At 69.5% G+C, this 22,448-nt stretch carries 22 protein-coding genes and 1 tRNA gene; 10 read left to right on the top strand and 13 right to left on the bottom strand.

What is annotated here, in order from left to right; genetic code table 11:
- Window positions 1-298: 298 nt before the first annotated feature.
- Window positions 299-2,923: an ATP-dependent chaperone ClpB gene (gene clpB / locus ACFYW1_RS08900; RefSeq protein ID WP_388989222.1), complete on the bottom strand. Its 2,625-nt coding sequence runs from the start codon at window positions 2,921-2,923 to the stop codon at window positions 299-301.
- Between the two features lie 340 nt (window positions 2,924-3,263).
- On the opposite strand from clpB, the gene ACFYW1_RS08895 reads away from it, so the two are divergent.
- Complete coding sequence (locus ACFYW1_RS08895; RefSeq protein ID WP_148836351.1) at window positions 3,264-3,668, top strand: pyridoxamine 5'-phosphate oxidase family protein; 405 nt, start codon at window positions 3,264-3,266, stop codon at window positions 3,666-3,668.
- A gap of 130 nt (window positions 3,669-3,798) precedes the next feature.
- On the opposite strand, the gene ACFYW1_RS08890 is transcribed toward ACFYW1_RS08895, so the two are convergent.
- Window positions 3,799-4,119 carry a (2Fe-2S)-binding protein gene (locus tag ACFYW1_RS08890; protein ID WP_148836352.1) on the bottom strand — a complete coding sequence of 107 codons (321 nt, stop codon included), beginning with the start codon at window positions 4,117-4,119 and terminating at the stop codon, window positions 3,799-3,801.
- A complete protein-coding gene (locus ACFYW1_RS08885; protein ID WP_388989218.1) occupies window positions 4,116-4,418 on the bottom strand; it encodes a hypothetical protein in 303 nt (100 codons plus the stop codon). The genes ACFYW1_RS08890 and ACFYW1_RS08885 overlap by 4 nt, the downstream gene beginning before the upstream one ends.
- Window positions 4,419-4,531: 113 nt before the next feature.
- On the opposite strand from ACFYW1_RS08885, the gene ACFYW1_RS08880 reads away from it, so the two are divergent.
- The gene (locus ACFYW1_RS08880; protein WP_388989215.1) at window positions 4,532-5,548 is read left to right on the top strand and encodes a helix-turn-helix transcriptional regulator; all 1,017 of its coding nucleotides are present in this window, start codon (window positions 4,532-4,534) and stop codon (window positions 5,546-5,548) included.
- A gap of 301 nt (window positions 5,549-5,849) precedes the next feature.
- On the opposite strand, the gene ACFYW1_RS08875 is transcribed toward ACFYW1_RS08880, so the two are convergent.
- From ACFYW1_RS08875 to dnaK, 5 genes are all read right to left on the bottom strand, one after another.
- On the bottom strand, window positions 5,850-6,353 hold the full coding sequence (locus tag ACFYW1_RS08875; RefSeq protein WP_388989212.1) for a hypothetical protein: 504 nt from the start codon (window positions 6,351-6,353) through the stop codon (window positions 5,850-5,852).
- A gap of 291 nt (window positions 6,354-6,644) precedes the next feature.
- Window positions 6,645-7,091, bottom strand: a complete 447-nt coding sequence (locus ACFYW1_RS08870) for a heat shock protein transcriptional repressor HspR (protein ID WP_388989209.1) — start codon at window positions 7,089-7,091, stop codon at window positions 6,645-6,647.
- 1 nt (window position 7,092) lies between these two features.
- Window positions 7,093-8,274, bottom strand: coding sequence for a molecular chaperone DnaJ (dnaJ, locus tag ACFYW1_RS08865; protein ID WP_388989206.1), 1,182 nt, complete (start codon window positions 8,272-8,274; stop codon window positions 7,093-7,095).
- Window positions 8,275-8,367: 93 nt separating this feature from the next.
- The gene (gene grpE / locus ACFYW1_RS08860) at window positions 8,368-9,018 is read right to left on the bottom strand and encodes a nucleotide exchange factor GrpE (RefSeq protein WP_388989203.1); all 651 of its coding nucleotides are present in this window, start codon (window positions 9,016-9,018) and stop codon (window positions 8,368-8,370) included.
- Window positions 9,015-10,868 (bottom strand): molecular chaperone DnaK, encoded by a 1,854-nt coding sequence (gene dnaK, locus ACFYW1_RS08855; protein WP_388989201.1) that lies wholly within the window; start codon window positions 10,866-10,868, stop codon window positions 9,015-9,017. Before dnaK ends, grpE begins: the two co-directional genes overlap by 4 nt.
- Window positions 10,869-11,189: 321 nt before the next feature.
- Here dnaK and ACFYW1_RS08850 point away from each other — a divergent pair, with 321 nt between their 5' ends.
- The 3 genes from ACFYW1_RS08850 (at window position 11,190) to ACFYW1_RS08840 (ending at window position 15,384) form a co-directional block, all read left to right on the top strand.
- Window positions 11,190-11,885 carry a sugar transferase gene (locus tag ACFYW1_RS08850; protein ID WP_388989198.1) on the top strand — a complete coding sequence of 232 codons (696 nt, stop codon included), beginning with the start codon at window positions 11,190-11,192 and terminating at the stop codon, window positions 11,883-11,885.
- A gap of 88 nt (window positions 11,886-11,973) precedes the next feature.
- The gene (locus ACFYW1_RS08845) at window positions 11,974-14,241 is read left to right on the top strand and encodes a (Fe-S)-binding protein (RefSeq protein WP_388989195.1); all 2,268 of its coding nucleotides are present in this window, start codon (window positions 11,974-11,976) and stop codon (window positions 14,239-14,241) included.
- 183 nt (window positions 14,242-14,424) lie between these two features.
- The gene (locus ACFYW1_RS08840) at window positions 14,425-15,384 is read left to right on the top strand and encodes a Yip1 family protein (protein ID WP_388989192.1); all 960 of its coding nucleotides are present in this window, start codon (window positions 14,425-14,427) and stop codon (window positions 15,382-15,384) included.
- 119 nt (window positions 15,385-15,503) lie between these two features.
- Here ACFYW1_RS08840 and ACFYW1_RS08835 read toward each other — a convergent pair whose 3' ends face one another.
- Window positions 15,504-16,019: a phosphoribosyltransferase gene (locus tag ACFYW1_RS08835; RefSeq protein WP_187438620.1), complete on the bottom strand. Its 516-nt coding sequence runs from the start codon at window positions 16,017-16,019 to the stop codon at window positions 15,504-15,506.
- A gap of 6 nt (window positions 16,020-16,025) precedes the next feature.
- Window positions 16,026-16,601, bottom strand: a complete 576-nt coding sequence (gene dcd, locus ACFYW1_RS08830) for a dCTP deaminase (protein WP_283852536.1) — start codon at window positions 16,599-16,601, stop codon at window positions 16,026-16,028.
- 465 nt (window positions 16,602-17,066) lie between these two features.
- On the opposite strand from dcd, the gene ACFYW1_RS08825 reads away from it, so the two are divergent.
- Window positions 17,067-17,140 (top strand) — tRNA-Gly (locus tag ACFYW1_RS08825).
- Window positions 17,141-17,231: 91 nt separating this feature from the next.
- On the opposite strand, the gene ACFYW1_RS08820 is transcribed toward ACFYW1_RS08825, so the two are convergent.
- A complete protein-coding gene (locus tag ACFYW1_RS08820; protein WP_388989187.1) occupies window positions 17,232-17,723 on the bottom strand; it encodes a DUF5994 family protein in 492 nt (163 codons plus the stop codon).
- 309 nt (window positions 17,724-18,032) lie between these two features.
- Between ACFYW1_RS08820 and ACFYW1_RS08815 the strand changes: the two genes are divergently transcribed.
- The 4 genes from ACFYW1_RS08815 (at window position 18,033) to ACFYW1_RS08800 (ending at window position 20,930) form a co-directional block, all read left to right on the top strand.
- Window positions 18,033-18,623 carry a DUF5994 family protein gene (locus tag ACFYW1_RS08815; protein WP_388989184.1) on the top strand — a complete coding sequence of 197 codons (591 nt, stop codon included), beginning with the start codon at window positions 18,033-18,035 and terminating at the stop codon, window positions 18,621-18,623.
- 327 nt (window positions 18,624-18,950) lie between these two features.
- Entirely contained in the window at window positions 18,951-19,217 is a 267-nt protein-coding gene (locus tag ACFYW1_RS08810; RefSeq protein ID WP_388989181.1) for a hypothetical protein, read from the top strand.
- A gap of 46 nt (window positions 19,218-19,263) precedes the next feature.
- Window positions 19,264-19,536, top strand: coding sequence for a hypothetical protein (locus ACFYW1_RS08805; protein WP_388989178.1), 273 nt, complete (start codon window positions 19,264-19,266; stop codon window positions 19,534-19,536).
- A 194-nt stretch (window positions 19,537-19,730) separates the two neighbouring features.
- On the top strand, window positions 19,731-20,930 hold the full coding sequence (locus tag ACFYW1_RS08800) for a PP2C family protein-serine/threonine phosphatase (protein WP_388989175.1): 1,200 nt from the start codon (window positions 19,731-19,733) through the stop codon (window positions 20,928-20,930).
- A gap of 352 nt (window positions 20,931-21,282) precedes the next feature.
- Here ACFYW1_RS08800 and ACFYW1_RS08795 read toward each other — a convergent pair whose 3' ends face one another.
- Window positions 21,283-21,720 (bottom strand): NUDIX domain-containing protein, encoded by a 438-nt coding sequence (locus tag ACFYW1_RS08795; RefSeq protein ID WP_388989172.1) that lies wholly within the window; start codon window positions 21,718-21,720, stop codon window positions 21,283-21,285.
- A gap of 30 nt (window positions 21,721-21,750) precedes the next feature.
- Window positions 21,751-22,335 (bottom strand): SDR family NAD(P)-dependent oxidoreductase, encoded by a 585-nt coding sequence (locus ACFYW1_RS08790; RefSeq protein ID WP_388989314.1) that lies wholly within the window; start codon window positions 22,333-22,335, stop codon window positions 21,751-21,753.
- Window positions 22,336-22,448: the final 113 nt, after the last annotated feature.

The following is a 22,448-nucleotide window of genomic DNA, read 5'->3' as shown; positions in this document are numbered from 1 at the left end:
CCGCCCGCAGCCGAACAGAAGTCCCCTGCCAGGAACGGGTGATGCAGCCGGGGGCGGGGGCGGGCCGGGAGATACCCCCCACCGGTGCGGAGCGAGGCGTTTGGCTCAATATCGATGTTGAACAATGGATCATCGAGGGCGGTGATCATTTTCTTCTTTCTCCCGAAATCACCGTAATTCCTCATCCCTCGACCGGCGGGCGAACAGCGGAGGACCGACGGGACGAACGGCCGGGCCCCGGCCCAAGGACCGTGCGGTCCTCCGGCCGGGGCCCGGTCATCGGCAGGCCGTGCGCCGTCTACGCGGTCGCGTCCGCCGCCCCGCCCGAGGCCGCGCCCGAGGTCGCGGGTCCGACGAGCAGGCCGTCCCCGACCTGGTCCACCCGGACGGTGTCCCCGTCCCTGACCTCGCCCGCGAGGATCTCCTTCGCCAGCCGGTCGCCGATGGACGTCTGGATGAGGCGGCGCAGCGGCCGGGCCCCGTACGCCGGGTCGTTGCCCTCCTCGGCCAGCCAGGCCAGCGCCTCGGGCGTGACGTCGAGGGTGAGCCGGCGGTCGGCCAGCCGCTTGGCGAGCCGGTCGATCTGGAGCCGCGCGATGTGCGCCAGCTCCTCGCCGGACAGCGCGGAGAAGACCACCAGGTCGTCGAGCCGGTTGAGGAACTCCGGCTTGAAAGAGGCCCGTACGACCTCCAGGACCTGCTCCTTCTTCACGTCGGGCTCGGTCAGCGGGTCCATCAGGAACTGGCTGCCGAGGTTGGAGGTCAGGATCAGGATGGTGTTGCGGAAGTCCACCGTCCGGCCCTGTCCGTCGGTGAGCCGCCCGTCGTCGAGGACCTGGAGCAGGATGTCGAAGACCTCGGGGTGGGCCTTCTCGACCTCGTCCAGCAGCACGACGCTGTACGGGCGGCGGCGGACCGCCTCGGTGAGCTGGCCGCCCTCCTCGTAGCCGACGTATCCGGGCGGGGCCCCGACGAGCCGCGCCACGCTGTGCTTCTCGCCGTACTCGCTCATGTCGATGCGGACCATGGCCCGCTCGTCGTCGAACAGGAAGTCGGCGAGCGCCTTCGCCAGCTCCGTCTTGCCGACCCCGGTCGGGCCGAGGAAGAGGAACGATCCGGTGGGCCGGTCGGGGTCGGCGATCCCGGCGCGGGTGCGACGCACCGCGTCCGAAACCGCCCGCACCGCCTCCGTCTGTCCGATGAGCCGCTTGCCGAGCTCGTTCTCCATGCGCAGCAGCTTCTGGGTCTCGCCCTCCAGCAGGCGTCCGGCCGGGATGCCGGTCCAGGAGCCGACGACGTCGGCGATGTCGTCCGGGCCGACCTCCTCCTTGACCATGGTGTCCTTCGCGGCCTCCTGCTCGGCCTCGCTGGCCTCCGCCAGCTCCCGCTCCAGGCCGGGGATCTCCCCGTAGAGCAGCTTGGAGGCGGTGTCGAAGTCGCCGTCGCGCTGGGCGCGCTCGGCCTGGCCGTGCAGCCCGTCGAGGCGTTCCTTCAGCTCACCGACGCGGTTGAGGCCCTGCTTCTCCTTCTCCCAGCGGGCGTTGAGGCCGCGCAGCTCCTCCTCCTTGTCGGCGAGGTCGCGGCGGAGCCGCTCCAGGCGCTCCCTGGAGGCCGGGTCGGTCTCGTTCTTGAGCGCCAGCTCCTCCATGTGGAGGCGGTCGACGGCGCGCTGGAGCTCGTCGATCTCCAGGGGCGAGGAGTCGATCTCCATGCGCAGCCGGGACGCCGCCTCGTCGACCAGGTCGATGGCCTTGTCGGGCAGGAAGCGGGAGGTGATGTAGCGGTCGGACAGGGTCGCGGCGGCCACCAGCGCGGAGTCCGCGATGGAGACCTTGTGGTGCGCCTCGTACCGGCCCTTGAGCCCGCGCAGGATCGCGATGGTGTCCTCGACGCTCGGCTCGGCCACCAGCACCTGCTGGAAACGGCGCTCCAGGGCGGGGTCCTTCTCGATCCGCTCGCGGTACTCGTCGAGCGTCGTCGCACCGACCATGCGCAGCTCGCCGCGGGCCAGCATCGGCTTGAGCATGTTGCCGGCGTCCATGGCGGAGTCGCCCCCGGCGCCCGCGCCCACGACGGTGTGCAGTTCGTCGATGAAGGTGATGATCTGCCCGTCGCTCTCCTTGATCTCGGAGAGGACGGTCTTCAGCCGCTCCTCGAACTCGCCGCGGTACTTGGCGCCCGCGACCATCGCACCGAGGTCGAGCGAGACGAGCCGCTTGTTCTTCAGGGACTCGGGCACGTCGCCCTTGACGATGCGCTGGGCGAGTCCCTCGACGACGGCGGTCTTGCCGACGCCGGGCTCGCCGATGAGCACCGGATTGTTCTTGGTGCGGCGGGACAGGACCTGGACGACCCGGCGGATCTCCTGGTCGCGGCCGATGACCGGGTCGAGCTTGCCCTCGCGCGCGGCCGCCGTGAAGTCCGTGCCGAACTTCTCCAGCGCCTTGTACTGGCCCTCCGGGTCGGGTGTGGTCACCCGGCGTCCTCCCCTGCTCTTCTCGAATGCGTCCAGCAGCCTCTTCGCACTGGCGCCCTGCTTGCCGAGGATCTCACCGGCGCGTCCGCCCTCGGCGGCGATGCCGATCAGCAGGTGCTCGGTGGAGAGGTAGTCGTCGCCGAGCTCCTTCGCGCGGCGCGCGGCGTCCGCGATGACGGCGAGCAGCTCGCGGTTGGGCTGCGGCGGGGCGACCGTCGAGCCCGTGACGCTGGGCTCCGCGCCCAGCAGTCGTTCGGCCTCGGTGCGTACGGCGATCTGGTCGGCCTCGACGGCGGCGAGCAGATCGGTGATGTTCTCGTTGTCCTCGCCCGCGAGCAGCGCGAGCAGCAGGTGCCCGGGGGTCAGATCGGGGTGCCCGTCCTTCACGGCCCTGTTGGTGGCCGCGTTGATGGCGTCCCGGCTCTTGTTGGTCAGCTCGGCGTCCACGTGCGCTTTCTCCTCCTTGCGGTGACGGCCCTCTCCACAACACTGACTTAGTCAACGTGTACAAAGTTGAGTCTACCCCACTCAAGACAATGTTGAGTCCACTCCACTCAACTTCCCGCCGGCCTCCCGCGCCGCACGCACACCCGCCTCCGTACGCGCTCCGGCCCGACATGTCGAGTGAACCGGCCGCCCCGCCCCTCCGCCACCGCAGCGGAATCCGCCTCCCGGGCCGGGCGGGACGGAGCCGGAGCGGAGGCGGGGCAGGACCGGAACGGCCCGGAGCGGGGGGCGGAGCCGGGGCCGGGGCCGGGGCCGTGAGCGCACTGCCTACGCTGTTCCCATGGCAGTCGACGTGACGAACCCCGGCCCCGAGTACCTCGCCTTCTGGCGCGCGCGGCACGTGTGCACCCTGACCACGCCCCGCCCCGACGGCACTCCGCACGTGGTGCCGGTGGGCGTGACGTACGACCCGGAGACGCGACTGGCCCGGGTCATCACCGGCAGGAACACCCGCAAGGCCGCCAACGTCCTGGCCGCCGGCCCGGAGGGGGCACGGGTCGCCGTCTGTCAGATCGACGGGCGCCACTGGGCGACGCTGGAGGGGCGCGCGACGGTGCGCACGGAACCGGAGGCGGTGGCCGACGCCGTACGCCGCTACACGGAACGCTACGGGCGCACGCCGCGGCCGAACCCGGACCGGATCGTCATAGAGATCGCCGTGGACCGGGCGCTCGGCAGGGCCTGACCGTCCGGCCGGCCCGGGACGCCCCGGGGGAACCCGGCCGGGAAAAGCACAACGGCGCCATCGTGTTCAGGTCACGATGGCGCCGTTGTGTGGGGGAGTGACTGAGCGACATGGAACGACGGGGGATCGCTCAGGCACTGCGGGGGGTGGCGGAAATAGTCTCTGGCTCGAACAGCTGGTGGTCCCGCCGGTCGAGGTTGACGAAGATCATGTCGTACCGGATCGCGCAGCGAACGGGCTGCGGAGCTCCACGCGGCTTGCGGAGGCACCGGTAGGCGCGTACTTCGTCGTCTTCTTCACGTGCAACAACGATGGGGTCGCCGAACAGAGTGACCATCAGCGAGTCGCCACGGCGGGGAAGGGCGGTGACGAGATCGATGAAATGCCAGCCTGATCGGTAGGCCGTAGCCATCTCACGCCGGAAGGTCCGGTCGTCCGGCGGGATGGTCATGCGCTTGTGCGGGCCGTGGCGGAGCCGGTACCGGTGGGCGAGACCCAGCCAATGTCGGACGACTTGCCGGGCACGCCCCAGTCGATGTCGCCCTCGGCCGAGGCCTGGACGACCCAACCGATGTCGGACGACTTGGCGGGCGCAACCGTCCAGCCGATGTCGTCGGTGGCTCCGGCCCGAACGTTCCAGCCGATGTCACCACCGGCGACAGCATCCTCGCTCCAGCCAATGTCGCTGCCGCCCAGCAGCCCGACACCCAGGGCCGCGACGAATGAGACGGCAAGCGCCGAGCGAAGCATTCGCTTATACATAGTCGGCTTCGTCCTCACTTGTGGATTCTTCTCCCCCGCACCTAAGACGATGTCCCACCTGAGCACGCGAACACCACCGCGTAGATGCATCATGTTCCTGCATGTGCAAGAACCTGGGGGGTGACGATATGACCATAAGCAACACAAATCCGACACATTCTCATGGGATCACGGAGCTGTGTGAGGCAGGAGGACGTCTTTACGCCAGCGCATTGCGCATGGGACGCATCGCCCGCACCGAGGTGGAACCGGCGCCCTGCCTGATGGAGTTCGCGCTGCTGCATCCCGACCCCGACGACCCGGCCTGGCTCCGGCCCGTTCCGCCGTCCACCGCCCTTGCGCAACATCTGCACCCCATCGAGCGCGAGATCCTGGAACGCCGCCGGCACTCGGTCGAGCTGACGGAATCGTTCGAGCCGTTCATGGACATCAGCACTCTGGGGCCGCCGACCACCCACGCCATCACCGTGCTGGAGGGCGTGAATCGGATCAACGCCGCCCTCGATCTCGCCACCGCAGAGTGCCGCACCGAAGTGCTCACCGTCCAGCCCGGTGGAGGCCGAATCGAGGATCGCCTCAGCAAATCCCTGGAGCGCGGACTGTCCGTGGTCCACCGCGGCGTCAGCATCCGCACCCTCTACCAGCACACCGTGCGCCACAGCCCCAGCACCCTCGCGTACGCGGAGCGCATGGCCGACGGGAATGTGGAGATACGCACTCTTGAGGAACTCATCGAGCGGTTGATCGTGTTCGACCGGACCGTCGCCTTCATCCCCGCCCAGGACGACCGCCAGGTCGCCCTGGAACTCCGCCACCCCGGGCTGGTCCAGTACCTGGTCAACGTCTTCGAACAGCTCTGGAACAGAGCGGCCCCGCTGCGCGAGGAGGTCAAGTACGAACCGACCTCCCTGGGCATCAGCGGCGTCCAGCGCTCCATCGCCCAACTCCTCGTGGAGGGGCACGTGGACGACTCCATCGCCCGGCGCCTCGGCATGAACGTCCGTACCTGCCGGGCCCACGTCGCCAAACTCGCCGCCGCCCTCGGCAGCAACAGCCGGGCCCAGCTCGGCTACCTGATAGCCCGGTCGGGAATCCTGGAGGAAGAGGGACAGGGCTGACCGGGCCGCCCCCGCGGCACCGTGGAGAACGCCCGGGACGGCGGACCGGACCGGGCGGGACCCGCCCCGGCGGACCCGCATGTCGTCCACCTCGGCCCCGAGGGCCCGCCGGCCGGCCGCTCCCCGGCCCCGACGGCCCCTGCGGGCCCGGATGCCGCCCGACCCGGCCCCGACGGCCCCGCAGGCCCGCGCACCGCCCGCTCCGGCCCCGTGCGCCCGCCGGTCGCCCGTTCCCAGCGCCTCCCGTCCCGGGGAGGCGGCGGATTTCCCCCGATGCGCCCCACGGACCCCCACGGGCCCCTCACGCCTTCTTCGCGCCCCCGCCCCACTCCGCCAGCAGCCTCTCGCGCTCCGCGCGCTGGGGGGTGCCGTCCTGGTGGTCGCGTCCCCAGGCGAACAGGGCGGCGGGGGTGGCCCGGCCGTCGGCGAAGGCTTCGAGGAGGGCACTCGACAGGCCGAACTCCTCGGCGCCGTAGGAGGGGGCGGTCGCGAAGGTGGTCAACTCCACCTTCCCCTCCGGGGTTTCGAAGTGCACGAACATCGCGGGACCGTCATCGACCCCGCCGAGCGCCGATGTGATCACCATGTCCAGAAGAATTCCGGCCGTCTTTCCCACCGTGGAACGCACGGGTGCGGCAAGGACCTCGATGTTCCGGATGTCCTCCCAGGCCCACTGGCCGCGCTGCTCCTCGCCGATCCCCGTCAGCCCCTCCCCGGTGACCAGGACACCGGCGTGGGGCTCGTTCGGCGGGGCGCCTATGTGGACCGTCGATCCGGTGATCCAGAAGAGGCCGACCATGGACATGCGTGACTCCCGACTCCGCCGTGGGCCGGCCCGGGCCCGGCACCGGTGGCGGTGGTGGACGAAACGGGGCGCCGACGGTCCCCTGCCCATTGTGGCGAGGCGTGATCGGATCGGTGATCCGATTTCGGTCGAACATCACGACAACCCGCGCCGGCCACACGCCCCAACCATCCGCGCCACCGCTGGGACCACGCCGAAGGGGCGGGGAACGAACCGTGGTTCGTTCCCCGCCCCTTCGCCCGTCGGAACCGGCCCGGTGCCCGATGTGCGGCGCCGGGCCGGCCCCCCGGTTCAGTCCTTGGGCCGCTTCGGCCGCCAGACCACCAGTGCACTGGTCTGCTGCACGTCCTGGTACGGCACCAGGTCGCGCCGGTACGAGGCGTGCACCTGCGCCTCGCGCTGCTGCATCGCCTGCGCCGCGCCGTCCACGGCCGCCGAGAGTTCGGCGACGCGCTGCTGGAGCGCGGCGACCTGGTTCTCCAGCTCGATGATGCGCTTGATGCCGGCGAGGTTGATGCCCTCGTCCTGCGACAGCTGCTGCACGGTGCGCAGCAGCTCGATGTCGCGGGCCGAGTAGCGCCTGCCGCGACCGGCCGTGCGGTCCGGCGAGACCAGGCCGAGCCGGTCGTACTGGCGCAGTGTCTGCGGATGGAGACCCGAGAGCTGGGCCGCGATCGAGATCACGTACACCGGTGTCTCATCGGTCAGTTCGTACGGATTGCGTCGTCGGCCGTCCACCTCAAGCTCCCTTCGCCGCCTGGAACAGTGCTGCCCGCGGGTCGTGGCCCGCGGTCGCCTTGCGGTAGGCCTCCAGGGCTTCCCTGGCCTCGTCGCCGAGGTCCTTGGGCACCGCCACCTCGACGGTGACCAGCAGGTCGCCCCGGGTGCCGTCCTTGCGCACGGCGCCCTTGCCCCGGGCGCGCATCGTGCGCCCGTTGGGCGTGCCGGCCGGCAGCTTCAGCGTGACCGGCGGCCCGCCGAGCGTGGGGACCTTCACCTCGCCGCCGAGCGCCGCCTCCGTGAAGTCGACGGGCACGGTGACCGTGAGGTTGTCGTCCCTGCGGCCGAAGACCGGGTGGGCGTCGACGTGGACCACGACGTACAGGTCGCCTGCCGGGCCTCCCCGCTCGCCCGGGCCGCCCTTGCCGCGCAGCCGGATCCGCTGGCCGTCCGAGACGCCCGCCGGAATCCTGACCTGCATGGTCCGGGAGGACTTCGCCCGCCCGCTGCCCTTGCAGACGTCGCAGGGGTCCTGGGCGATCAGGCCCCGGCCCTTGCAGTCCACGCAGGGGTCGGTGAGCGAGAAGCCGCCGCCGGTGCCGCGCGACACCTGGCCGGTGCCGAGACAGGTCTGGCAGACCCTGGGGGTGCCGTTCTTGTCGCCGGTGCCGGAACACGCCTTGCAGGGTGCCTGGCTGGACATCCGCAGCGGGACCGTGGCTCCCTCGACCGCCTCCATGAAGCTGAGCGTCACCTCGGACTCGATGTCCTGGCCACGCCGCGGCTGGACCCTCGTCCCCGTACCGCCCCGGTTGAACAGGCCGCCGAAGACATCGCCCAGACCGCCGCCGCCGCCGAATCCGCCGCCGCCCTGGCCCCCGCCCTGGGCACCCCCGAAGAGGTCGCTCAGGTCGAAGTTGAAGTTGCCCCCGGCGCCCCCGGGTCCGGCCCTGAAGCCACCGTTGCCGAAGAGGGCGCGCGCCTCGTCGTACTCCTTGCGCTTCTTGGCGTCACCGAGGACGTCGTTCGCCTCGGAGATCTCCTTGAAGCGCTCCTCGGCCTTGTCGTCGCCCTTGTTGGCGTCCGGGTGGAACTCGCGGGCGAGCTTCCGGTACGCCTTCTTGATCTCGGCGTCGGTGGCGTCCTTGGGGACGCCGAGGACCTTGTAGTAGTCCTTCTCGACGAAGTCCTTCGTGCTCATCGACGTCCCTCCTTCCGGACGATCGGCCGTGCGGCCGGCCCGGGGGCCTTCCGCACGGCCGGGCGGTGGGCCGCGAGGTGGTCAGACGGTTTGTCAGACCTCCTCGGTTCCACCGCTCTCCTCGTCGGTTGCCTTCTCTTCCTTGGCCGCGGCCGGGGTCGCACCCGGCTGCGGTTCGGCCACCGCCACCCGCGCGGGGCGGATGGTGCGCTCGCCGATCCGATACCCCGGCTGCAGGATCGCCACGCAGGTCGTCTCCGTGACGTCCGGCGCGTACGAGTGCATCAGGGCCTCGTGGATCGTCGGGTCGAAGGGCTCGCCCTCCTTGCCGAACTGCTGCAGGCCCAGCTTGGCGACGACCGTCTCCAGGGACTCGGCCACCGACTTGAACCCGCCCACGAGCTCGCCGTGTTCCCTGGCCCGGCCGACGTCGTCGAGCACGGGCAGGAGCTCGGACAGGAGACCCGCGACTGCGATCTCCTTGACCGTGGTCCGGTCCCGCTCGACGCGACGGCGGTAGTTCTGGTACTCGGCCTGGAGCCGCTGGAGGTCGCCGGTGCGCTCGTTGAGCGCGCTGCGTGCCTGGTCCAGCTGGGCCGTCAGGCCGACGGTCTGTGCTGCGTCCCCGGCCGGGGACGCCTCCTTCTCCGCGGAGGAGGGGGCGTCCTTCGGCTCAGCTCCGTCAGGGGTGGCGTCGGAGGGGACGTCGGGCTTCTCCTCGAAGCCCGGAGTCTCCTCGGTCACACCGCACCGCCCTTGGTGTCCTTCTCGTCGTCCACGATCTCGGCGTCGACGACGTCGTCATCGGCCTTGGCCTGCTGGGCACCCGCCTGCGCGGCGTCCTGCGGGGCACCGTCGGCCTGGGCGTTGGCGTACATCGCCTGGCCGAGCTTCTGGGAGACGGCCGCGACCTTCTCCGTGGCGGTGCGGATCTCGGCGGTGTCCTCGCCCTTGAGCTTCTCCTTCAGCTCGGTGAGCGCGGTCTCCACCTCCGTCTTCACGTCGCCGGGGACCTTGTCCTCGTTGTCCTTGAGGAACTTCTCCGTCTGGTAGACGAGCTGCTCGCCCTGGTTGCGGGACTCGGCGGCCTCGCGGCGGGCGTGGTCCTCCTCCGCGTACTTCTCGGCCTCCTCGCGCATCCGGTTGACCTCGTCCTTCGGCAGCGAGGAGCCGCCGGTGACGGTCATCTTCTGCTCCTTGCCGGTGCCGAGGTCCTTGGCCGCGACGTGCATGATGCCGTTGGCGTCGATGTCGAAGGCGACCTCGATCTGCGGGACACCGCGCGGGGCCGGCGGCAGGCCGGTCAGCTCGAACATGCCGAGCTTCTTGTTGTACGCCGCGATCTCGCGCTCGCCCTGGTAGACCTGGATCTGCACGGACGGCTGGTTGTCCTCGGCCGTCGTGAAGATCTCGGACCGCTTGGTCGGGATCGTGGTGTTGCGCTCGATGAGCTTGGTCATGATGCCGCCCTTGGTCTCGATGCCGAGGGACAGCGGGGTGACGTCGAGCAGCAGGACGTCTTTGACCTCGCCCTTGAGGACACCGGCCTGGAGCGAGGCGCCGATGGCGACGACCTCGTCCGGGTTCACGCCCTTGTTGGCCTCCTGGCCACCGGTCAGCTCCTTGACGAGCTCGGCGACGGCCGGCATACGGGTCGAACCACCGACGAGAACGACGTGGTCGATCTCGGAGAGCTGGATGCCCGCGTCCTTGACGACGTTGTGGAACGGGGTCTTGCACCGCTCCAGCAGGTCCGCGGTCAGCTGCTGGAACTGCGAACGCGTGAGCTTCTCGTCCAGGTGCAGCGGGCCCTCCGCGGAGGCGGTGATGTAGGGCAGGTTGATCGTGGTCTCGGTCGAGGACGAGAGCTCGATCTTCGCCTTCTCGGCGGCCTCGCGCAGACGCTGGAGGGCCATCTTGTCCTTGGACAGGTCCACGCCGTGCCCGTTGGCGAACTGCTTCACCAGGTAGTCGACGACGCGCTGGTCCCAGTCGTCACCACCGAGGTGGTTGTCACCGTTGGTGGCCTTCACCTCGACGACACCGTCACCGATCTCCAGGAGCGACACGTCGAAGGTGCCGCCACCGAGGTCGAAGACGAGGATCGTCTGGTCGTCCTTGTCGAGGCCGTACGCCAGCGCGGCGGCGGTCGGCTCGTTGACGATGCGCAGGACGTTCAGGCCCGCGATCTCGCCGGCCTCCTTGGTGGCCTGACGCTCGGAGTCGTTGAAGTACGCGGGGACGGTGATGACCGCGTCGGTCACCTTCTCGCCCAGGTACGACTCGGCGTCCCGCTTCAGCTTCTGCAGGATGAAGGCGCTCATCTGCTGCGGGTTGAAGTTCTTGCCGTCGAGCTCGATCTTCCAGTCCGTGCCCATGTGGCGCTTGACCGAACGGATCGTCCTGTCGACGTTGGTGACCGCCTGGCGCTTGGCGACCTCTCCGACGAGGACCTCGCCGTTCTTCGCGAAGGCGACGACGGACGGCGTGGTCCTGGCGCCCTCTGCGTTGGTGATGACGGTGGGCTCGCCGCCTTCCAGAACGCTGACGACGGAGTTAGTCGTGCCCAGGTCGATGCCGACCGCACGTGCCATTTCAGTTCCTCCAGCTTGACTACTTGAGTGGATCTGACTCAAGGATGCACGACCCCCGCCACACTGTCAACAGACCTGAGTCGAGTCGACTCAACTATCGTGCACGCGCTTCGCGCCATCCGTGCGCCCCCCACGCCCGCACACCCCGGCAACGGGGCGATCGGGACGACACTCCCCCCTCCCCCGGGCGGCGCAACCCCTCCTCATCATCGCCTCATGGGATCGTTCTGTCACAAAATGCTGTGAGCCACGCAAAACCGGCAATCGATCCGCCGTGACCCCCGCCCCCGGCAGGGCCGTGATCCCAGGCAGGTGCGAACGATGCGTACGCAGAGGCAACCGCGGAACCGGCGGCGAACGCTCCCCCGGCCCCGTCCCCGGCCCGGACGGCGGGAGCACCCCTCGGCCAAGCGCGTACTGGACCTGCTCCTCGGCTCGGCCCTGCTGCTCCTGGCCTCACCCCTGCTCGCCGCGGGCGCCCTCGCGCTCGCGGCCCGCCGGCCCCCGGGCGGCGTACTGGACCACTCGCCCCGTACCGGCCTCGGCGGCCGCGTCTTCGTCCTGCACTCGCTGCGCACCCGGCGGCTGCGGCTGGACGTGCTCTCCCGGCTGCCGCACGTCGTGCGGGGCGACCTCTCCCTGGTCGGCCCCGAACCCCTGCCCCCGCACGAGGGGAGCGGGTCCCCCGTACAGGGCGGAACCTGCACCCGGGGCACCATCGCCTCCCCCGCCGCGAGACACTGGCGACTGGAACTGAAACCGGGCCTCACCGGCCTGGCACAGGTGCGCTCCCGCTCCGGAATGCCCTGGGACGAGCCGGACCTGCTCGACCAGTACTACGCCGAGCACCACCACATGGGACTGGACCTGGCCGTCCTGGTGAGGGCCGCCCACGCTCCGCTGCACCGGACGGTCCGCGCACTGGCCCGGCGCGGCAAGGCACGCCTGAGCGACACAGATCACCGCCGGTGCGGCTACAGCCCACCGGAAGAAGTGGATAGTGTCAGCACGGACTGATTAAGTTACTGCTTAGTAAGACCTGATAATCGCCAGTACTCGTTCATTGACACTGGATTCCACCCTCGCAGGCCCGAGGAGCCCCCAAATGCAACTCGCCGCGATCATCGTGTCGCTGGTTCTGATCGTGGTAGGCGTGGCCCTGTTCCTCCGCGCCCTCCTGCAGATCTTCAACTTCATGCGGCTCGGCCAGAACGTGCCCGCGGGCACCCGCACGGACGAGCCCGCACAGCGCACCGTCACCGTGGTCCGGGAGTTCCTCGGCCACACCCGGATGAACAGCTGGGGCATCGTCGGTGTCGCGCACTGGTTCGTGGCGGTGGGCTTCTTCTCCCTGCTGCTGACGATCGTCAACGCCATCGGCCAGCTCTTCAAGGCCGACTGGATCCTGCCGATCATCGGCGACTGGGCGCCTTACAACGTCTTCGTCGAGTTCATCGGCACGATGACCGTGCTCGGCATCCTGACCCTGATCGTCATCCGCCAGCTGGCCCATCCGCGCAAGCCGGGCCGCAAGTCCCGCTTCGCCGGGTCCAACTTCGGCCAGGCGTACTTCGTCGAGGCCGTCATCCTCATCGTCGGCGTCTGCATCTTCATGCTGCACGCCCTCGAAGGCGCCCAGCACCACGTCGACGGCTACGAGGCGTCCTTCTTCATCTCGTACCCGGTCGTCAGCTGGCTGGAGGGGATGGACGTCTCCACCCTCCAGAACCTCACCTACTTCTTCGCCGGCCTGAAGATCGCGACCTCCTTCATCTGGATGATCACGGTCGCCCTGAAGCAGGACATGGGTGTCGCCTGGCACCGCTTCCTGGCCTTCCCGAACATCTGGTTCAAGCGGAACGCCGACGGCGGGACGGCGCTCGGCGCACTGCTGCCGATGACGTCGGGCGGCAAGGAGATCGACTGGGAGGACCCGGCCGAGGACGCCGTCTTCGGTGTCCCGCAGATCGAGCAGTTCTCCTGGAAGGGCCTCCTCGACTTCTCCACCTGCACCGAGTGCGGCCGCTGCCAGTCGCAGTGCCCCGCCTGGAACACCGGCAAGCCGCTCTCCCCCAAGCTCCTGATCATGTCGCTGCGCGACCACGCGCACGCCAAGGCCCCGTACCTGCTGGCCGGCGGCGGCAAGACCATGGAGGGCGAGGAGAAGGCCACCGAGGAGCAGCTCAAGGACGTTCCCGCGGCCGCGCTGGCCGAGGCCGAGCGCCCGCTGATCGGCACCGTCGAGGAGAACGGCGTCATCGACCCGGACGTCCTGTGGTCCTGCACCACCTGCGGCGCCTGCGTCGAGCAGTGCCCGGTCGACATCGAGCACATCGACCACATCGTCGACATGCGCCGCTACCAGGTGATGATCGAGTCCGCGTTCCCGTCCGAGGCGGGCACGATGCTCAAGAACCTGGAGAAGAAGGGCAACCCCTGGGGCCTCGCCAAGAAGCAGCGCGTGGAGTGGACCAAGGAGGTCGACTTCGAGGTCCCGATCGTCGGCAAGGACGTCGAGGACCTCACCGAGGTCGACTACCTGTACTGGGTCGGCTGCGCCGGCGCCCTGGAGGACCGGGCCAAGAAGACCACCAAGGCATTCGCGGAGCTGCTGCACATCGCGGGCGTCAAGTTCGCGATCATGGGCGGCGACGAGAAGTGCACCGGTGACTCGGCCCGCCGCCTCGGCAACGAGCCGCTGTTCCAGCAGCTCGGCCAGGAGAACGTCGCGATGCTGAACATGGCGTTCGGCGAGGACGACGAGGACGACTCCACGAAGAAGCCGAAGTCGGCCAAGAAGATCGTCGCGACCTGCCCGCACTGCTTCAACACCATCGCCAACGAGTACCCGCAGCTCGGCGGCGAGTTCGAGGTCATCCACCACACCCAGCTGCTCCAGCACCTCATCGACGAGGGCAAGCTGATCCCGGTGACCCCGGTCGAGGGCCTGATCACGTACCACGACCCCTGCTACCTGGGCCGTCACAACAAGATCTACACCCCGCCGCGCGAGATCATGGACAAGGTCCCCGGCCTGCGCCAGCAGGAGATGCACCGTCACAAGGAACGCGGCTTCTGCTGCGGCGCCGGCGGCGCCCGGATGTGGATGGAGGAGCGGATCGGCAAGCGCATCAACAACGAGCGCGTCGACGAGGCCCTCTCCCTCAACCCCGACATCGTCTCCACCGCCTGCCCGTTCTGCCTCGTCATGCTGACCGACTCGGTCAACGGCAAGAAGAACGACGGCAAGGCCAAGGAGTCGATCCAGGTCGTCGACGTCTCGCAGCTCCTGCTGGACTCGGTCAAGACCCCGATCGACCCGGCCGGGGAGGCCGAGGCGGAGGACGCGCCGGAGCCCGAACCGGCGAAGTAACCCGACAGCGGCACGCAGGAAGCGGCCGGCCCGCCACACGGCGGACCGGCCGCTTCCGCGTTCCGGCAACCCCCGCCGGGACGCCCGGGGTTCCCCCTAGGGGATGTCACAGCTCGGCCGCAATGGCGGGCGGGGAGCCCAGGCCCTCTGACCGCACCCGCGCGGACCAGGTACGTTCGACGAGTGGCTGGATTCAGGATCGGACGCGGCCGGGACAACCGCACCCCGCAGCAAGGGCAACAACAACCGCGGCAGCAGCCGTACGGCGCACAGGCACCACCGCCGTACGGGCAGCAGCCCTGGCCCCCGGCGGGAGGCAACGCCGCCCCGCCCCCGTACAACAACGGCGCCCCGGGCAACGGCGGCTACGGCTACCCCGGCGCCCCCCAGCCCGGTCACGGCCAGGGCGGCCACGGGGAGCCGGAGTACTTCGGCGACCCGTACAACTCGCCCCAGCACCCCCACGGTTCCCCCCGGCAGGACGACCCGTTCGCCGCCGACGCCCCCGGTCACACCCGGGCGTTCAGCATCGGCGAGGACCCCTACAACTACAACGACGGCGACACCTACCGCGCCGGCCAGGCACCCGCCCAGCCCATGGGCCCGCGGCTGCCCTGGAAGGAGCTGCTCTCCGGGATCGTGCTGCGCCCGGGGCCGACGTTCCTCCAGATGCGCGACTACCCCGTCTGGGGCCCGGCGCTGATCGTCACGTTCCTGTACGGCCTGCTCGCCCTCTTCGGCTTCGACCAGGCCCGGGACGACGCGATCAACGCGACGATCTCCACGGCGGTGCCCTACGTCGTCCTCACGGGCGTCGGCTTCGTCCTCGGTGGCCTGGTCCTGGGCGCGGTCACCCACACGCTCGCCCGCCAGCTGGGCGGCGACGGCGCCTGGCAGCCGACCGTGGGCCTGTCCATGCTGATCATGTCGATCACGGACGCGCCCCGCCTGATCTTCGCGCTCTTCCTCGGCGGCGAGAACTCCCTGGTCCAGATCCTCGGCTGGGTCACCTGGCTGGCCTCGGCCGCGCTGTTCACCACGATGGTGAGCAAGTCGCACGACCTGCCGTGGCCGAAGGCGCTGGGCGCGTCCGCGATCCAGCTGATCGCCCTGGTCTCGATCATCAAGCTCGGCACGCTCTGACGCACGCGGTCACCACCGCACCGCACGGAATTCCGCCGCACCGGCACCGAAGAGGGCCCCGACACGAAATGTGTCGGGGCCCTCGTTCTCCCACCGATTCTTTCCCCGCCCCTGCCGGGTCAGGCGTCGAGAACCTGCCCGCTGCGCCGCACGACGGGCTTCTCCACGCTCCACGGGAAGTTGATCCAGCGGTCGGTCTTCTTCCACACGTATTCGCACTTCACGAGCGAATGCGACTTCTCGTAGATGACCGCGCTGCGCACCTCGGCGACATGATCGATGCAGAAATCATGCACGAGCTTCAGCGTCTTCCCGGTGTCGGCGACGTCGTCGGCGATCAGGACCTTCTTGTCCGAGAAGTCGATCGCGTTCGGAACGGGCGCCAGCATGACCGGCATTTCCAGGGTGGTGCCCACACCGGTGTAGAACTCGACGTTCACCAGGTGAATGTTCTTGCAGTCCAGCGCGTAGGCGAGCCCCCCGGCGACGAACACCCCGCCGCGGGCGATGCTCAGCACGACATCGGGCTCGAACCCGTCGTCCGCGATGGTCTGCGCCAGCTCCCGCACGGCACGGCCGAACCCCTCGTAGGTCAGGTTCTCCCGCACGTCATCCACGTCATTGCTGCTGGTCATGGGGCATCACACCTGAGTCCGATGGAAATTCATGAACGACCGCGACGCGGTCGGCCCCCGCTGGCCCTGGTACCGCGACCCGTACCGCTCGGAACCGTACGGGAACTCCGCGGGCGAGCTCAGCCGGAACATGCACAGCTGGCCGATCTTCATTCCCGGCCACAGCTTTATCGGCAGCGTCGCGAGATTCGAGAGCTCCAGGGTCACGTGCCCGGAGAAACCGGGGTCGATGAACCCCGCGGTCGAATGCGTCACCAGCCCGAGCCGCCCCAGCGAACTCTTTCCCTCCAGCCGCGACGCGAGATCGTCGGGCAGCGAGATGACCTCGTACGTCGAGGCGAGCACGAACTCACCGGGATGCAGAATGAACGCCTCGTCCCCGTCCGGCTCGACCATGCGAGTCAGATCGGCCTGCTCGACGGCCGGGTCGATGTGGGGATAGCGGTGGTTCTCGAACACCCGGAAGTAGCGGTCGAGCCGCACATCGATGCTGGAGGGCTGCACCATCGACGCGTCGAATGGATCAATGCGAACACGTCCGGCGTCGATCTCGGCCCGGATGTCCTTGTCTGAGAGAAGCACGTCCCGAGGATACGCAAAACGCGCGGGCCCTCCCCACCCAGGGACCGCCCGCGCGCCTGCCACCCGCTCCTACCGCCGCTCGAACACCACGGGCACGGCATGCCGCAACCGCGCACAGCGCGGACAGCGAATGAGCCGCCCGGGCCCGATCCGCCCGGCCCCGAGCTGCTGCATCGGGAACGAGGAGGTAGCGAAAACGTGCCCTTCGGCACAGCGGACGACGGTGCGCTCCATGGAGTCCATCAAGTCCCTTCCCCAACAAACCTTGGACGAGACCGCCACATTAGGGGATGAACGGGACGTCGCTCCACGCGGCACTCCGACCCCCACGCTACGCCCTCAACTCCCGCCCACAGAACCCGCGTCCACCCCTCCCCACAACAAAAAGGCCCCACGGCTCAAACGCCGGGGACCTGGCATGGGGTACAGTAACGAACGATACGAGCCGCTCGGGCGGCACGCTTCGCGGGTGTAGTTTAATGGTAGAACATGAGCTTCCCAAGCTCAGAGCGCGAGTTCGATTCTCGTCACCCGCTCCACGACTAAGGCCCAGGTCATTGACCCGGGCCTTGTTTGTTGTCTCGACCTCTTGCGCCTGGTTGCGCCACTCCCGGATGTCCGCCGTGCGGATCATGCCTCCCCTCCCTGTTCGGTCACCGGTGGGTGAAGTGCGGCGACAAGGAGCTCGGTGGCCCGCGTGATGTTGTCGGCGCGGACCGCGCGGGCCATGGCCGTGCGGGCGGCGTCGGGTTCCGTGTCCGGCGGCACCACCATCAGCGCGAAGTGGTCCTTGTCGCCGCGGGTGATCAGGACGGTGTCGTCGCCGACGGGGAAGGAGTCGAGGTGGACGACCCGGTCGTCGATGACCAGCCGGGTCGGGATCGTGTCCCACGCGGTGGCGTCCAGGCCGACCCGGGTGATGGGGCCCAGGTGCTCGGTCAGCACGGACACCAGCGCGGGAACCTCCTGCTCCACGTCTCGGGTGCGCGGCCACCACGCCCCGTCGAGGACGCCCTGGCGGGAGTGCGTCGTCTCCAGCCGGAGCAGCGCCGTTCCGGGGCGTACCGACTGATGGATCTCGTCAGGCAGGAGCAACGGGGGCGGGATGTCGGAGTCGGTCATGGTGGATCCGCTCGTCTACGGGTGAGGTACCGCGGTCCGCCACGGCCGCGGCCGGCCGAGATACGGCAGGCCGCCGGCGGGCGACTGTGCCGTCATCTCACGGTAACCCCGGCTCCCGCAGATCCGCCCGTCGCCGCACACTCGTCCACGCGAACCGGAAGTACCTCCCCGTATCAGGCTGAAAAAGGGCTGATCAGACGTATCCTGGAACTACCGGAAGTACTTCGAGCACCAGCTTCCACGCAGGTGTCATTTCCGGGGAACACGAAAAACCGGGCTGCCGACGGGCAGCCCGGGGGCAGGTCCGCCATGACCACCACCCCCGACAGGACTGCGAACCGCGCCCTCACCCCAGAGCTTCCGGCCCGGTTGTCGCTCACCCCTGAGACCACTCTCGCCGGTCGGCTCGACGGCGCCTGGTGGCCCCGTTCGCGCGACCTGGCAGCCGAGCTGCCTCCGCTGGCCGACGCCCTCCAAGAACGCTGGGGCCGCATCACCCGCGTCCTGGTGAACCCCGGCCACTGGCCCGTCGTCCCGCACAAGGTCGCCGTCACCGGCCACGTCCTGCACGTGGGCTGGTTCACCGAGCAGGACCCGGACAAGATCATCCTGCTGTCCTACACGACCGGCCGCTGTGACCTGCTCGTGATTCCGCCCGAGACCGAACCCGCCTCCGCGGCCCGGCTGATGGCCGCCGCCGCACGCCCCGGCAGCATCCTCACCGCGGGCTCGCTGATGTCCGGCGAGGCCGCGACCATCCGCCGTATGCGGGAGGCACGGAGCAGCGAAGACGCCTGGGAGACCGATGGCGGGGCCACCTCGGCGCCCCGGTCGCATCCAGCGGCACACCCGGTCGTCGGCGCGCGGATGATTCCGCTACCGGGACGTACCGGGAGGTGAGGGCATGGGGACCTTGATCACGCTTATGGCAGGCGCACTTCTGATCGTGCTCGGAACACGCCTGATCCATCGACTGAACTCCCAGCACGACGCACGCATAGCGGCCCACCACTTCGACGGCCCTACCCCTCCCTCCGCCGTCCCCCCGGCCACGGCAACCCCAGGCCGCCCGAGCGAATCGCCGATCGGGAGGCCTGCGGGCACCTGGCCCTGGCCTGCCTGACCCCAGACCACTCCTCCGGCCGAAGGTCGCGGGTGGGGCACCCGACACCAGGGACGACCCACCCGCCGGCCTCTCGCTCTTCATCCCGAACGGAGCCCGCCGTCTTGCACCCCACCGAGAACGAACCACTGCCGCAGGAGGGACACGCCGAGATTCGTATCGTCTCCGCCACGCCCGAGGCCGCCCGCGCGGTCGCCGAAGTGATCCGCCGGTGCTTCGCCGGCGCGGAGCAGCGCAGCTACCCCGTGCCAGGCAGCGGTACACGGCTCCACCTCACCGTCGACACCGAGACCGCCGCCGGACCCGCCCGCACCTGGCTCGCCACCAGCAGACCTCCCACCGGCACCGGCGCCTACACCGAGGAGCCCTGACCGGCCACGCACGACCACCACACGGACGACAGGACCACGCCCGGCCATGGCGACACTCCACGAGCGGCAGCGGCACCGTCGGCAGATCCTCCGGGTCGTCTACACAGCCGCCGAAGGCAACCGCCTGCTCGGCATCCCCGGAGCCGCGCTTAACCACAACCTGCACATCCCGGAGCAGGACCTCGCCTCCGCCTGCCCCTACCTCGCGGGCGAGGGGTTCGTCACCGTCGACTGGGAGCCGGGAAACGCACCCGCGATGGTCTCGCTCACCCATCAGGGCATCCGCGTCATGGAAGCGGAGGAGGAAGAGGGCGGCTGAACCGGTCCGCCTCCGGTCACCGGCAAGCTGTGTCCCCGCACGGCGTCCCTGTGGCGTGACCTGCCGCCGAGGAGCATCCTGGAGGCCACATCTGTGGTGCGGGCCTCCGGAACCCGGTCGCCGCGCAGTCGCGGCACCCCGCCCCGTACGGCAGGACCGGGCAAGGTCATCGCCGCTCGGTTGGAGGCAACGGGATGACCCTCGGACGACGCGGGAAACCCGATCGCTCGGAGAGCTTCGGGGAGGGACTCCTGGGAACGATCCTGGACCGGGCGCACGAACTGCCGCCCCATCGGGTCGGGCTGGTCGTCGCCGAGACGGTGAGCCGGCTGGGGGGCAGGAGTCCGCAGATCCTGCTCCAGGACTACGGGCAACAGAGGCTGGTTCCCCTACTCGCCGAAGGGCTGACGGGCGGCGAGCCGCTGTCCATCGACGGTTCGGAGGCCGGCAGGTGTTTCCTCACGTCGCGCACGGTCGAGCTGGCGCTGGCTGACGGAGTACGCATCCACATACCGCTGCTCGACGGCGGCGACCAGGCCGGCGTCCTGGCCGTCACCCTGGACGCGGTCGACGACGACGACCGCCGCCTCCTGCGCAGGATCGCGAGCCTGATCGCCGATCTGCTGCAGACCAAGAACAACCACACCGACCTCTTCTTCCGCACCCGCCGCAGCGAGCCGATGAGCATAGCCGCGGAGATCCAGTGGGCGCTCCTGCCGCCGCTGACCATGACCATGCCGCGCGTCGCCGTCGCCGGAGTCCTGGAGCCCGCGTACGACATCGCCGGCGACAGCTTCGACTACGCCCTGAACGGCGACACCCTCCACCTCGCCGTGATCGACGCCATGGGTCACGGCCTGGACGCGGCGGCCATGGCGACCGTAGCCATCGGCGCATACCGGCACGCCCGCCGCATCAGTATCGAGCTGTCCGAGACCTATCTCTTCATGGACCGGGCCGTGGCCGAGCAGTTCGCCCCCGACCACTTCGTCACCGCGCAGATGATGCGGCTGGACACAACCACCGGCCGTCTCCAGTGGGTCAACGCGGGACACCCCGTCCCCGTCTTGATCCGGGAGCACCGTGTCATGGGCCGCCTGGACAGCCCCACCACCCTCCCCGTCGGCTTCGGCGGAGCACAACCACAGGTCAGCGAGGTGACGCTCGCGCCCGGGGACCGGATCCTCTGCTTCACCGACGGCCTGGTCGAGGAACACGAGAGCGGGCAGGAGCAGTTCGGCGAGGACCAGCTGATCGACTGGGTGAACCAGCTGGAGAAGACGGACCGAGGCGTCCGCACGGTGGCACGGGACCTGTCCCACACGCTCAAGCGAGCCCGCGGCGAAGCCACCTCGGACGACGCCACTCTCGTCCTGGTCGAGTGGCGCGGCTGATCCGCCGCCGTGCCACAACGTGCCAGTAGAGGCGGTCAGCAGCGGACAACAAGGGAGTCGAGCAGGCGATGCAGAAGCGGCGTCCGGGTAGCGTTTCCGCAGGTCAGAAGCGCTTCGCGGGCCCAAATGCCGGGTGATTCCCAAGCTCAGAGCGCGAGTTCGATTCTCGTCACCCGCTCCACGACAAAGGCCCAGGTCATCGACCCGGGCCTTGTTTGTTGTCCGGACCACTTTCGTGGCGTGTGCCATTCACATGCCACGAGTGTCCTTCAGACCTTCATCGCCGACGAATTTCAGCGCCCCCGGGACACGCCCTCCACCTCCGGCCCCATATGTTGCGTGCACTCGAGGCTCAGAGGGATACCCCGCCTCCGAGACTTCCGGCGCTGATGGCTCCCCGCAGCATGTGGGCGATCTCCTCGGGCTTGAGGCCGATGCCGTCGATTCCCTCCACGGTCAGCGGGATCTCCTCCAGCGCGTACTCGCCGCGGCCCTCGGCGCTGAACTCGGGACCGGTGCGGTCGTCGAAGGACCAGGTCGCGATGCGGGCGAGGTAGAAGAGCTGGCGCTCGTCGCCGGACTCCATCGTGTGGAGGAGGCGGATGATGTCGGCCTTCCCCGCGATCTCCTCGTGGATCTCCCGATGGAGGGCGGCCTCCCGGGACGCATCACTGGGTTCGACGCCACCGCCGGGCAGGACCCAGTACACGGGGATGCCGGGCCTGGTGCGGCGGATGACCAGCATCGTGTCGTCGGGGGTGACGAGGACGGCGCGGACTCGTTCGATCATTTCGGTTGTTCTCCTTGCTTGTTGAGGGTCTCAGTGGAGCAGCCAGCCGCCGTCGACGTGGACGGACTGCCCCGTGATGAAGGAGGCGGAGGGGCCCACGAGGAACGCCACCAGGGCGGCGACGTCCTCGGGTCGGCCACGGCGCGGGACGCACTGGCGCTTGATCTGGTCCTCCGGCCGCGCGCGGTGCCGGGCGGGGAGGGCGTTCTCGGCCTCGACCTGGATGGCTCCGGGCAGGACCGTGTTGACGCAGATCCCGTACGGACCCAGTTCGCGGGCGAGGGAGCGGGTCAGGCCCAGCAGTCCGGCCTTCGCGGTGCTGTAGGCGACGAGGTTCGTCCGGCCGGCGCGGGCGTTGACGCTGCCGATGTTCACGATCCGGCCCCAGCGGCGTTGGATCATGCCGGGGGTGAGCGCGTGGCAGGCGCGGTAGTGGACGGTGAGGTTCACGTCGAGGGAGTAGTTCCAGGCGGTCTCGTCGGTGTCCTGCCAGGCGACGCGGGGGTAGGAGCCGGCGTTGTTCACCAGGATGTCGACGGGGCCGATCTCGGCGTTGACGAGGTCGGCCATGGTCCGGACGGCGCCCGGGTCGGTCAGGTCGGCGTTGACCGCGATCCCGGGGCTGCCCGCGCGTTCGAAGGCGGCGAGGAGGGCGTGCTCTCGGCGAGCCTGATCAGGACGAGCAGGAGGTCGGGTCTGGTCAGCCGCGAGGGCGGGATGACGCCGAG

Source organism: Streptomyces sp. NPDC002669, assembly GCF_042889165.1.
Taxonomy (GTDB): domain Bacteria; phylum Actinomycetota; class Actinomycetes; order Streptomycetales; family Streptomycetaceae; genus Streptomyces.
This window is presented reverse-complemented; position numbering and strand designations above follow the sequence as displayed.